The 12,485-nt window shown below is 63.4% G+C and carries 11 protein-coding genes; all 11 read right to left on the bottom strand.

The features are described 5' to 3' along the window. Positions 1–24: 24 nt before the first annotated feature. The 11 genes from nuoL to PG887_RS15305 all read right to left on the bottom strand — a co-directional run bounded on the left by nuoL (position 25) and on the right by PG887_RS15305 (position 12,163). Positions 25–1,872, bottom strand: coding sequence for an NADH-quinone oxidoreductase subunit L (gene nuoL / locus PG887_RS15255; protein ID WP_223938480.1), 1,848 nt, complete (start codon positions 1,870–1,872; stop codon positions 25–27). Continuing rightward, positions 1,869–2,177, bottom strand: a complete 309-nt coding sequence (nuoK, locus tag PG887_RS15260; protein WP_010675036.1) for an NADH-quinone oxidoreductase subunit NuoK — start codon at positions 2,175–2,177, stop codon at positions 1,869–1,871. Before nuoK ends, nuoL begins: the two co-directional genes overlap by 4 nt. Before the next feature lie 79 nt (positions 2,178–2,256). Continuing rightward, positions 2,257–2,796: an NADH-quinone oxidoreductase subunit J gene (gene nuoJ, locus PG887_RS15265; RefSeq protein WP_069651388.1), complete on the bottom strand. Its 540-nt coding sequence runs from the start codon at positions 2,794–2,796 to the stop codon at positions 2,257–2,259. A gap of 9 nt (positions 2,797–2,805) precedes the next feature. Next, complete coding sequence (nuoI, locus tag PG887_RS15270; protein WP_270822147.1) at positions 2,806–3,348, bottom strand: NADH-quinone oxidoreductase subunit NuoI; 543 nt, start codon at positions 3,346–3,348, stop codon at positions 2,806–2,808. Between the two features lie 90 nt (positions 3,349–3,438). Then, positions 3,439–4,404 (bottom strand): NADH-quinone oxidoreductase subunit NuoH, encoded by a 966-nt coding sequence (gene nuoH, locus PG887_RS15275; RefSeq protein ID WP_010675033.1) that lies wholly within the window; start codon positions 4,402–4,404, stop codon positions 3,439–3,441. After that, positions 4,401–7,130, bottom strand: a complete 2,730-nt coding sequence (gene nuoG, locus PG887_RS15280; protein WP_270822148.1) for an NADH-quinone oxidoreductase subunit NuoG — start codon at positions 7,128–7,130, stop codon at positions 4,401–4,403. The genes nuoH and nuoG overlap by 4 nt, the downstream gene beginning before the upstream one ends. Positions 7,131–7,187: 57 nt before the next feature. After that, on the bottom strand, positions 7,188–8,573 hold the full coding sequence (gene nuoF / locus PG887_RS15285) for an NADH-quinone oxidoreductase subunit NuoF (protein WP_270822155.1): 1,386 nt from the start codon (positions 8,571–8,573) through the stop codon (positions 7,188–7,190). A 61-nt stretch (positions 8,574–8,634) separates the two neighbouring features. After that, positions 8,635–9,174 (bottom strand): NADH-quinone oxidoreductase subunit NuoE, encoded by a 540-nt coding sequence (gene nuoE, locus PG887_RS15290; RefSeq protein WP_084202673.1) that lies wholly within the window; start codon positions 9,172–9,174, stop codon positions 8,635–8,637. A gap of 72 nt (positions 9,175–9,246) precedes the next feature. Next, complete coding sequence (gene nuoC, locus PG887_RS15295) at positions 9,247–11,052, bottom strand: NADH-quinone oxidoreductase subunit C/D (protein WP_042076566.1); 1,806 nt, start codon at positions 11,050–11,052, stop codon at positions 9,247–9,249. 2 nt (positions 11,053–11,054) lie between these two features. Further along, positions 11,055–11,729, bottom strand: a complete 675-nt coding sequence (locus PG887_RS15300) for a NuoB/complex I 20 kDa subunit family protein (RefSeq protein ID WP_270822151.1) — start codon at positions 11,727–11,729, stop codon at positions 11,055–11,057. A 29-nt stretch (positions 11,730–11,758) separates the two neighbouring features. Then, positions 11,759–12,163 (bottom strand): NADH-quinone oxidoreductase subunit A, encoded by a 405-nt coding sequence (locus PG887_RS15305; protein WP_104453027.1) that lies wholly within the window; start codon positions 12,161–12,163, stop codon positions 11,759–11,761. Positions 12,164–12,485: the final 322 nt, after the last annotated feature.

Consider the following 12,485-nt stretch of genomic DNA (forward strand, 5'->3'; position numbering starts at 1 on the left):
GCCACACAATATTGGGCTCATGGATCAGCCGAGCAGCAGCAGGGCCAGGATCAGGGCGGCGCCCATCCCCATGGAGGCTGCGTACCAGCGCAACTTGCCGGAGACGGTCCAGGCCAGCAGCTGATGCCCCCCCTGGGCCAGCACGGCGGGCAGGTTCATCATCCTGTCCAGCGGATCCTTGCCGAGCAGGCGAGTCGCCAGCAGGTAGGGCTTGACCCAAATCAGGTCATAAAGCCAGTCAAAGCCCCAGGCATTGAACCAGAGGGTGGACAGAGCCCGCCCAGGTGCACTCTGTGCGATCCCCTTCGCCAGGCGACGTTCGCCGAGGAAGAGGAAGGCGGCCAGCGCAATGCCTGCCACGGCGATGACGCCTGAGAGGATCTCGAGGCCATGGCGTCCCTCTTCGATGTGATCACCGGGGCCTGCCGGCAGTACTCCGGCGAGCGGCGGCACTATCAATGCACCCACCCCGGTAGAGAGCACCAGCAGCACCAGCAGTGGCAGATGGTGGGCAAGGCCCTGTCCGGCGTGAGCCTGGGTCTGCGCCTTGCCGTGGAAGGCGATGAAGATGAGGCGGAAGGTGTAGAGGGAGGTGAGGAAGGCACCACCCAGACCGGCCCACAGCAGGGCGCTCTGGCCACTGGCCTGCACCTGCCAGAGGATGGCGTCCTTACTGTAGAAACCGGCGGTCACCAGCGGCAGCGCGGCCAGGGCCGAGCCCCCCACCAGGAAGCAGGCGTAGACCAGCGGCAGCGATTTGCGCAGCCCCCCCATCTTGAAGATGTTCTGCTCGTGGTGGGTCGCAACGATGGCGGCCCCGGCGGAGAGGAACAGCAGCGCCTTGAAGAAGGCGTGGGTCATCAGGTGGAAGATGGCCCCTTCCCAGGCACCGACCCCCAGGGCCAGGAACATGTAGCCAATCTGGCTCATGGTGGAGTAGGCCAGGATCCGCTTGATGTCGGTCTGCACCAGGGCGGCAAAACCGGCCAGCACCAGGGTGATGGCACCGACCAGCGCCACCAGATGGAGGATCTCCGGGGCCAGCAGGAAGAGGCCGTGGGTGCGGGCGATGAGGTAGACACCGGCGGTCACCATGGTGGCGGCGTGGATCAGTGCCGAGACCGGGGTCGGGCCCGCCATGGCGTCCGCCAGCCAGGTCTGCAGGGGCAGCTGGGCGGATTTGCCGACCGCGCCGCCGAGCAGCATGAGGCAGGCGAACGACAGGGCAGGGGAGCCGTCGGCAAACATCGCAGGGGCTCGCACCAGCAGCTCGTGAATGTTGAGGGTGCCGAGCTCGCGGTAGAGCACGAAGAGCCCGATGGCAAGGAAGACGTCGCCGACCCGGGTCACCACGAACGCCTTGAGGGCGGCGGCGCCGTTGTTGCGATCCTTGTAGTAGAAGCCGATCAGCAGGTAGCTGCACAGCCCCACCCCTTCCCAGCCCAGGTAGACGAACAGCAGGTCATCGGCCAGCACCAGGAACAGCATGCTGGCGATGAAGAGGTTGGTGTAGGTGAAGAAGCGCGAATACCCCTCTTCCCCGCGCATGTACCAGGAGGCGAACAGGTGGATGAAGAAGCCCACCCCGGTCACGACCCCCAGCATGGTCAGCGACAGCCCGTCCAGGGAGAGACGGAAGGCAGGCTGGAACTCGCCCACCGTCATCCACTGCCACAGGGTCTGGGTATAGACGCCGCCTTCCGGCATGGTATTGAGAAAATCGATGCCGACCCACAGGGTAGTGAGGGCCGAGAGACCGATGCTGCCGACACCGATGAGCGCCGAGGTGCGCTCGCCGAGGCGGCCGAGGGAGAAGGCCAGCAGCAGCCATCCCAGCAGCGGGAACAGGAAAGTCAGATATAGGAGGCTCATCCGCGCATCTCGCTCACAGTGTCCACGTTCAGGGTGTGGTAACGACGATAGAGCAGCAGTAACAGGGCGAGGCCGATACTGGCCTCCGCTGCCGCCAGAGAAATCACCAGTATGTACATGATCTGGCCGTCGGCCTGGGCCCAGCGGCTACCCGCCACCACGAATGCCAGGGCGGACGCGTTCATCATGATTTCGATACTCATGAGGATAAACAACAGGTTGCGGCGTATCAGCAGGCCGCACAGGCCGATGGCAAACAAAATGGCCGCCAGCAGGAGGCCGTGCTCCATGGGAATTCCACTCATCGCCATGCTCCTTGTGCTTGCTGGATGGAAAGGGGGCGGGCTGCCGGCAGCAGGCCATGCCTCACCACGGGGATGTCGCTCATTGCTGACCTCCTTCCTGTGTGGTGCGAGGTACGGAGAGCACTTCCCCGCTCTTGTCCTCGCGGCCCAGGTGATAGGCGGTGACCAGACCTGCCAGCAGCAAGATGGAGGCGAGCTCCACCGCCAGCACATAGGGGCCGAACAGGGCGATACCGACTTCCTTGGCGCTGACCTCGGTCAGACCCAGTTCACCGCCGGTCACGCCGAGAATGCCGTGGGCCAGAAAGCCCAGCAAAATGAGGGAGAGCAGGGCCGGGCCACCCCAGGTCATGGGGGTGAGCCACTTCTTCTCCTGATCCTGGGCGCTCCCCAGGTTCAGCATCATCACCACGAACACGAACAGCACCATGATGGCGCCGGCGTAGACGATCACCTGCAGGGCCCCCGCAAAGGCGGCGCCCAGGCAGAAGAAGATCATGGCCACGGCGATGAGGGAGATGATGAGATTGAGCAGCGCATGCATGGGGTTGCTGGTGCTGATCACCCGCAGCGTGCTGTAAACGGCGACCAGGGCCGCGACATAGAATGCCAGTTCCATGATTGACTCCTAGGGCAGCAGGCTCTTGACATCGATGGGCTTGGCTTCGTTCTCGGCATCCCCTTTGGGTTTGCCGTCGATGGCCATCCCGCTCATGCGGTAGAAGTTGTAGTCCGGGTATTTGCCGGGGCCGCTTATCAGCAGATCTTCCTTCTCGTACACCAGATCCTGGCGACGATACTCCCCCATCTCGAAATCCGGCGTCAGCTGGATGGCGGTGGTGGGGCAGGCCTCCTCGCACAGGCCGCAGAAGATGCAACGGGAGAAGTTGATGCGAAAGAACTCCGGGTACCAGCGGCCATCTTCCCGCTCCGACTTCTGCAAGGAGATGCAACCGACCGGGCAGGCAACAGCACACAGGTTGCACGCCACGCAGCGTTCGTCGCCGTCAGGATCCCGGGTCAGTACGATGCGACCGCGAAAGCGGGGGGCGGCGTAGACCGACTGCTCCGGGTAGCTCAGGGTTTCACGGGGGCGCCAGGCATGGGAGAAGACCATCCCAAGACTGCGCAACTGGGTGCCAACACCCTTGATAATGCTCGTAATTTTCATAGGTGCCTCACTGCACATTTATCAGCACTGGCGCCTGGGCGTTTCCTTGCCGCAGACGGCCGAATCATCGTCATGTCCATCTCGTTTTGCTCACGCATTCATCAGCACCACGGCAGCGGTGACCAGCATGTTGAGCAGGGTCAGGGGCAGGCACACTTTCCAGCCAAAGGACATCACCTGGTCGAAGCGCGGGCGGGGCAGGGAGGCCCGCAGCAGGATGAAGAACACCATGAAACAGGCTGTCTTCAGGGCGAACCAGATGAAGGGCGGCAGCCAGGGGCCGTGCCAGCCACCGAAGAAGAGGGTCACGATGAGTGAAGAGATCAGCACGATGCCGATGTACTCCCCCACGAAGAAGAGACCCCACTTCATGCCCGCGTACTCGATGTGATAACCGTCGGCGAGCTCCTGCTCGGCCTCCGGCTGGTCAAACGGGTGGCGGTGGGTGACGGCGACCCCGGCAAACAGGAAGGTGACGAAGCCCAGGATCTGGGGGATCACGTTCCACATGCCGGCCTGGGCCTCGACGATGTCACGCAGGTTGAAGCTGCCGGTCTGGATGACGATGCCCATGAGCGAGAGGCCAAGGAACACCTCGTAGGAGAGGGTCTGGGCCGAGGCGCGCAGGCTGCCGAGCAGGGAGTATTTGTTGTTGCTCGACCAGCCGGCGAACAGCACGGCATAGACCGCCAGCCCGGCGATCGCCAGGATATAGAGCAGCCCCACGTTGAGATCCGCCACGCCCCAGGTGGGGGTGATGGGCACCACCGCAAACGCCAGGATGAAGGCGGTGAAGGCGATGATGGGGGCCAGCACGAAGATCCGGCGATCCGCAAAGGGCGGGATCCAGTCCTCCTTGAAGAACATCTTGACCATGTCGGCCGCCAGTTGCAGCAGGCCGAAGGGGCCAACCCGGTTGGGGCCGTAACGGTCTTGCCACAGTGCCAGCAGGCGGCGCTCGATGAAGCTCATGAAGGCGCCGGCCCCCACGATCCCCACGAGCACGACCAGTGCCTTGCCGACCTCGATCAGCAGATCCATCAGAGAGTCGCTCATGCGATGACCTCCTGCAGGTTATCGATCAGGGCGTGGTGCAGGGCGGTCGGCAGGCCGTTCACCCCGAGTGGCAACCCTGCCAGGCCCGGAGCCAGTGCATCGCTCAGGCGCAGACGCAGGCGCCAGTGGTTGCCACCCCAGGAGACGGCCACCAGCGCGTCAGGGGACAGTGCCAGGCGCGCGGCATCCGCCGGGTTCAGTACCAGGGTGGGTTCCCCCATGCGAGCCTGGATGACCGGGCTTCTGGCGGAGAGCTCCTCGCCACCGAACAGCTGGTCATAGCTCACCACCTGCAGGGATGCGGCGGGCTGGAAGGGAGCCGGAATGGCACCAAACCAGCCCAGGTTGCCTTCGCCCGGCTCCAGCAGGCGGCGACCGGGATCCCCGGCACGCAGGTTGCCACCCACCTCGTCCTGGAACTTGTTCCAGGCGGAGGGGGAGTTCCAGCCCGGCGCCCAGGCAAACGGTACCTGGGAGAGGGGCTGGCGGGCACCGGCGTAGCCTTCCATGGAGAAGGCGAACGGTGAATCGGGATCCTGGGCGACTCTGGGCTCGCTCACGTTCTGGTTTGCCAGCATGGAGGTTCGACCACTGTAGCGGTGCGGCTCCCGGGCGAGCTTCATGCCGCGAATGCGCAGGCCGGCGTTGGGTGCAGCTTCACCCATGGTGGTGAGCAGCGGGGCGCTGGCGGCGCAATCGCGACTCACATCGTCGAAGGTGTTCCAGCGAACCGAACGCGGTTGCTGGCTCCTTTGCAGGGCATCCAGCCAGCGCCAGCTCTCGCGCACCTGGATATCGGCGTTGTAGAAGGCGGGAGCATAGACCTGGAAGAAGCGCTGGGCGCGGCCTTCCATGTTCACTAGGGTGCCATCGCCTTCGGCAAAACTGGCGGCAGGTAGCACCAAATCCGCCTTCTTCGCGGTGGCCGTCTCCTGATGGTCGATGACCAGCAGGTGTTGCAGGCGATCCAGAGCGGCGTCCACCCGGCTGCGGGGGGCTCGGCGGTAGAGGTCGTTCTCAAGAACGACCAAGGCAAGTCTCTCTTCCCCTTCCATGCGCTCGAGGGCTGCCTCCAGCGGGGCGGCATGCCGGGCCAGCATGGCCAGCCCCAGGCTGTTGGCTTCCTGAGCCACCAGGGCAAGCTCCGCGGCCTGGCCACGGCCCTTGAGGGCGCGGGCGATGTTGCTGGCCGCTTCGATCAGCGCCTGGCTGCGGGCACCATTGCCTGCGATGATGAGGGGCTTTTTGGCGTTGCCAAGCAGGTCGGCCCATTGGGCGGCGAGGGCCTGCTGTTCGGGGGAGAGATCCGTTGGTGCAGGTGCACTGGCGTCCAGCAGGTGGGCGATGGCAAACCCGAGGCGCGCCTGATCCGCGTGGGGGGCGTGCAGGGTGCTGCTCGCCACGTCATCCAGGCGGGTGGCATCCAGACTGGTGATGAGCAAGGGGTAGCGCTGGTTCTGGGCCAGGGTCTGCACGGCGGCGACCTGCCAGAGATCCACCTTCAGCTTGCGGGCAATTTCGCGCCCCTTGCCTTTCACCGCCTGGCGCAGGGCCAGGGCGATGCGGGCGGCGGTCTGGGTGACATCTTCCCCGAGCACCAGCACGGCGTCGGCCTCTTCCATGTCGCGCAGGCTGGGAGTGCGCACGCCGCCGTGCTCCAGAATGTCCAGCATCTTCTGCAGGCATTCCCATTCGCTCCGCTCGACCCCGGAGTAGAAGTTGGCGGCCCCCACCAGTTCGCGCAGGGCGAAGTTGCTCTCCAAGGAGGCGCGGGGTGAGCCGATGCCGATGACGCCGCTGGCGGTGCGCAGCGCATCCGCCGCCCGGTTCAGGGCACCATCCACCGTGATGGCCAGCTTGTCACTGCCATCCTGCAGCAAGGGCTGGCGCGGGCGGTCGGTCAGATTGACGTGACCGTAGCCAAAGCGGCCGCGATCGCAGAGGAAATAGTGGTTCAGGGCACCGTGGAAACGGTTCTCGATACGGCGCAGCTCGCCGTAGCGCTCACCCGGGCTGATGTTGCAGCCGACCGAGCACCCCTGGCAGATGCTGGGGGCGAACTGCATGTCCCACTTGCGGTTGTAACGCTCGGAGTGGGTCTTGTCGGTGAAGACGCCGGTGGGACAGACCTCCACCAGGTTGCCGGAGAATTCGCTCTCCAGAGTGCCATCTTCGACCCGGCCGAAGTAGACGTTGTCGTGGGCGCCATAGACCCCGAGATCCTCGCCACCGGCGTAATCCTTGTAATAGCGCACGCAGCGGTAGCAGGCGATGCAGCGGTTCATCTCGTGGTTGATGAAGGGACCCAGATCCTGATTCTGGTGGGTGCGCTTGGTGAAACGGTAGCGGCGGCTGTTGTGGCCCGTCATTACCGTCATGTCCTGCAGGTGGCAGGCGCCACCCTCTTCGCACACCGGGCAGTCGTGGGGGTGGTTGGTCATCTGCCACTCCACCACTGTCTTGCGAAACTCCTTCGCCTCTTCATCCTCGATGGAGATATAGGTGCCATCGGTGGAAGGTGTCATGCAGGACATGACCAGGCGGCCGCGCTTGTCGTCGGCATTCTGATACTGTTTGACCGCGCACTGGCGGCAGGCACCGACGCTACCGAGCGCCGGGTGCCAGCAAAAATAGGGGACGTCCAGACCCAGCGACAGACAGGCTTGCAGCAGGTTGTCTGCCCCGTCTACCTCGTACTCTTTACCGTCTACATGAATGGTTGCCATACAACTTCCCTGAAACCTGTTTTATGAAATCGGCTATTGCCCGATGCGTCCTGTCGCTTACCAGCGCTCGCCCAGCAGGTTGGGCTGGATACCCTTGAACAGCTTGTGATTGTCATGGGGGGCCTTGACCCCGGCCTCGAATTCGGAGCGGAAATACTTCATCGCACTGCCAAGGGGCTCGACGGCGCCGGGGGCATGGGCACAGAAGGTCTTGCCCGGGCCCAGGAAACTGACGAGCTGTTCCAGGGTCGCGAGATCCTCGGGTTGGCCCTCGCCCCGCTCCAGCGCCCGCAGGATCTTGACGCTCCAGGGCAGGCCGTCGCGGCAGGGGGTGCACCAGCCGCAGGATTCGCGGGCAAAGAACTCCTCCATGTTGCGCAGCAGGGAGACCATGTTGATGCTGTCATCCACCGCCATGGCAAGGCCCGTACCCATGCGGGTGCCCACCTTGCCGATGCCGCCAGCGTACATCTGGGCATCCAGGTGCTCGGGCAGCAGGAAGCCGGTGCCGGCTCCGCCCGGTTGCCAGGTTTTCAGGCGATAGCCGGGCTTCATGCCGCCTGCGTACTCCTCGAACAGCTCGCGGGCGGTGATGCCAAAGGGCAGCTCCCACAGGCCGGGATTGTTGACCTTGCCGGAGAAGCCCATCAGCTTGGTGCCGTGATCTTCCGAACCCGGCAGTGCCAGCCCCTGATACCAGGCCACACCGTTGCCGATGATGGCGGGGACGTTGCACAAGGTTTCGACGTTGTTGACGCAGGTGGGCTTGCCCCAGGCGCCGGAGACGGCGGGGAAGGGGGGTTTGGCTCGCGGGTTGGCGCGCCGTCCTTCCAGGGAGTTGATGAGGGCCGTCTCTTCGCCGCAGATGTAGCGACCGGCGCCGGTGTGGACGAACAGCTCGAAGTCAAAGCCCGAGCCCAGGATGTTCTTGCCGAGGAGCCCGGCGGCCTTGGCCTCTTCCACGGCGCGGCGCAGGTGAATGGCGGCATCCACGTACTCGCCGCGCAGGAAGATGTAGCCGCGGTAGGCCTTGAGGGCCTTGGCCGAGATGATCATCCCTTCGATCAGCAGGTGGGGCAGCTGCTCCATCAGCAGCCGATCCTTGTAGGTGTTCGGCTCCATCTCGTCGGCGTTGCAGAGCAGGTAACGGATGTTCATGCTCTCGTCCTTGGGCATCAGCCCCCACTTCACCCCGGTGGAGAAGCCGGCACCGCCGCGCCCCTTGAGGCCGGCGTCCTTGACGGTGCTGACGATGTCGTCCGGGCTCATCTGGCCCAGCGCCTTGCGGGCGGCCTCGTAGCCCTGTTTGGCCTGGTACTCCTCGAGCCAGACCGGCTGGCCGTCGTCCCGCAACCGCCAGGTGAGCGGGTGAGTCTCGGCGGCGCGGGGGATGCGGTTGGCGGTGCCGAGGGAGGCGAGTGTCTTGCCTGGCTGGATGATCATGGACATAGATTGCCCTCCAGGGTCTTGAACTGGCCGCTTGTATCTGATCTGCGGGAGAGGCTCATGGGTAGGCCTCCAGGGTCTTGAGCAGGCTGACGGCGTCGAGCCCGCCGTAGGTGTCGTCATCGATCATGATGGCCGGCCCCTTGTCGCAGTTGCCGAGACAGCAGACGGGCAGCAGGGTGAAACGGCCGTCCGGGGAGGTCTGACCGGGGGCCAGATTGACGACCTCTTTCAGACCGGCTAGCAGCTGCTCGTGGCCGTTGATGTAGCAGACCATGCTGTCGCAGACGCGGATGATGTGGCGACCCACCGGCTGGCGGAAGATCTGGCTGTAGAAGGTGGCGACCCCTTCCACGTCGCTGGCGGGGATGCCGAGTTCGGCACCGATGGCGTGGATGGCGCCGTCGGGCACCCAGCCGCGGGCCTGTTGCACTATCTTGAGCGCTTCGATGCTGGCGGCACGGGGATCTTCGTAGTGGTGTTTCTCGTGTTCGATGGCATCGCGTTCAGCCTGGCTCAGGACGAAATCGCCCTGTTTGCTGCTGCATGCCCCTTGCCCTTGTGGGGTCTGGTTATTGTGACACTGACATTGGCTCATGACTTGACCTTTTGTGGCTTTTCCCTTTACTGCGCGTCTTGCCCTTCGCCCCGTCGGTCGGGGCGAGAGGACTCAACGATCCACATCTGACATAACGAAATCGATACTGCCCAGGTAGACGATGAGATCCGACACCATCTGGCCGCGGATCACCGAGGGGATCTGCTGCAGGTGGGCGAAGCTCGGGGTGCGGATCCGGGTCCGGTAGCTCATGGTGGAGCCGTCGCTGGTCAGGTAATAGCTGTTTATCCCCTTGGTCGCCTCTATCATCTGGAAGGACTCGGCGGCCGGCATCACCGGGCCCCACGACACTTGCAGGAAGTGGGTGATCAGGGTCTCGATGTCCTGCAGGGTGCGCTCCTTGGGCGGTGGCGTGGTGAGCGGGTGATCCGCCTTGAACGGCCCTTCCGGCATGTTCTTCATGCACTGCTCTATGATGCGCAGGCTCTGGCGGATCTCCTCGATGCGCACGGTGGCGCGGTCGTAGGCATCCCCGTTGGCGCCCACCGGCACCTCGAACTCGAACTGATCGTAGCCGGAGTAGGGGCGCCATTTGCGCACGTCGAAGTTGAGGCCGGTGGCGCGCAGACCGCCTCCCGTGGTGCCCCAGGCCAGCGCCTGCGCCGTGTTGTAGGCGGCGACGCCTATGGTACGGCCGCGCAGTATGCTGTTGCGCATGGCCGCCTTCTCATACTCCATCAGCCGCTTGGGCAGCCAGCTCAGCAGGTTGTCCTGGATGAGGCGGGCCCAGCCCACCGGCAGATCGTGGGCCACGCCGCCGATGCGGAACCAGGCCGGGTGCATGCGCGCGCCTGTGATGGCCTCGATGATGGTGTAGATCTTCTGCCGGTCGGTGAAGGTGAAGAAGACCGGGGTCATGGCCCCCACGTCCTGGATGTAGGTACCGAGGAACAGCAAGTGGCTCTGGATGCGGAACAGCTCCGCCATCATGACCCGGATCATGTCGACCCGGGCCGGCACCTTGATGCCTGCCAGCTTCTCGACCGCCAGCACATAGGGCAGGTTGTTCATCACGCCCCCCAGGTACTCGACCCGGTCGGTGTAGGGGATGTAGCTGTGCCAGGACTGGCGCTCGCCCATCTTCTCGGCGCCGCGGTGGTGGTAGCCGATGTCGGGCACGCAGTCTCGGATCTCCTCGCCGTCGAGCTGCAGCACCAGGCGGAAGGCGCCGTGGGCGGAGGGGTGGTTCGGGCCGAGGTTCAGGAACATGTAGTCCTCGTTCTCGTTGCCCCGAGCCATGCCCCACTCTTCGGGCTTGAACAGCAGGTTGTCCTGTTCCTGATCCTGCTTGACCGCATCGAGCATGAAGGGATCAAACTCGGTGGCCCGTGCCGGATAGTCCTTGCGCAGCGGGTGGCCCTGCCAGCTCTTGGGCATCATGATGCGGGTGAGATGGGGGTGACCCTCGAAGGTGATGCCCATCAGATCCCAGACCTCCCGCTCGTACCAGTTGGCGTTGGGGAAGTGGCGCGTGACGGTGGGCAGGTTCAGATCGCCCTCCTTGAGCGGCACCTTCAGCATGACGTCGGCGTTGCGGTCGATGGAGATGAGGTGATAGAAGACGGTGAAGTCGCTGTCCGGCAGGCCGTGGCGATGGCTGCGCATTCGCTCGTCGGTGGCGCTCAAGTCAAACAGCATCACGAAGGGGGAGGGCAGCTTTTTCAGGAAGCCCATCACGTCCAGCAGCAGCTCGCGGGAGAGCCAGATGACCGGCACGCCGGTGCGGGTGCTCTGCACGGTGAAGCGTTCGGCCCCGAAGTGGGCGAACAGCTCGCCGACCACCTGGGCATCGCCATGATCTGAGGTCTGCCACTGGGCCATGGTGTAGTTGCTTGGGAATTCTCGAGTCAGTTTCATGGTCAGATCTCATCCGGCGTGCGCAGGTTGGTGACTTGGATGCGCTCGCCGCGCTTGCGATCCTTCTCGGCCTGCATCTGGGGACGGTAGATCCCCTGATCGCCGACCACCCAGGAGAGGGGACGGCGCTCCTTGCCGATGGACTCCTGCAACAGCATCAGGGCCTGCAGGAAGGCCTCGGGACGGGGCGGGCAGCCCGGGATGTAGACGTCGACCGGCAGGAACTTGTCGACACCCTGAACGACCGAGTAGATGTCATACATGCCGCCCGAGTTGGCGCAGGCACCCATGGAGATGACCCACTTGGGTTCGAGCAACTGCTCATAGAGTCGCTGGATGACGGGGGCCATCTTGATGAAGGGGGTACCGGCAATCACCATGAAGTCCGCCTGACGGGGCGAGGCGCGAATGACTTCGGCACCGAAACGGGCCACGTCGTGGGGGGAGGTGAAGGCGGTACACATCTCCACATAGCAGCAGGAGATGCCGAAGTTGTAGGGCCAGAGGGAGTTCTTGCGGCCCCAGTTGACGGTGTCTTGCAGCACCTCTTCGAGACGCCCGATCATGATGCCGCGGGTCGCTTGCTGCGCCAGTGGATCATCGACGGTCTGGCGCTGTTCCTGGGGGTAGCGCTCGACGGGCGCATCCGGGTCAATCCGGGTCAGGGTGTACTTCATGGTGCAACCTCAAAGAGATAATCGGTAGTTCAGTCTGGTTTCTTGTCAGTCAGGACACGCTTTTTCGGGGCCCAGTCGAGGGCACCAATGCGCCACAGGTAGATGAGGCCTACCAGCAGCAGGGTGATGAAGATGGTGGCTTCGATGAAGCCGACCCAGCCGCTCTCCCGAACGGAGACGGACCAGGCAAAGAGATAGAGGGCTTCGACATCGAAGATGACGAAGAACATGGCGACCAGGTAGAACTTGGCGGAGAAGCGCAGGCGGGCGTTACCGACGGAATCCACCCCGGATTCGAAGGGTTTGTTCTTGGCACGGCCATAGGCGCGTCCCCCCAGCAAGGCCGCCAGGCCTATCATGGTCAAGCAGATACAGATGGCGCCAATGACATAGACAGTAAAAGCCCAGTGCTGGACGGCAATATCAGCAAACATATAGGTTTTTCCCTAACCAAATTAATCATGTGACTTAACAATGATGTTACGTAGTATGCCACTTTCGTACTGATTTACATGTCATTTCAAAGGATTAATTATTAATCAACGGGATGAAAATTGTGTTTTGCTAGCGGGGTCAACTTTCTCGTTTGAGAATTGTTTTCAATCGTTTTTATTTAGCAGAAAAAAACCGGATAGTTTGAAAATCCGGTGGATGGCAGGAAACAAAAGACCCCGCATGGCGCAATGCTGTTCACTTAAGCGGAGCCGCATTGCGATTTACCGGAAAACGGGTCTTTGATATCTTCACCGCCCTGGG

The organism is Aeromonas sp. QDB14 (assembly GCF_027707845.1).
In the GTDB taxonomy this organism is placed as follows: domain Bacteria; phylum Pseudomonadota; class Gammaproteobacteria; order Enterobacterales; family Aeromonadaceae; genus Aeromonas; species Aeromonas caviae.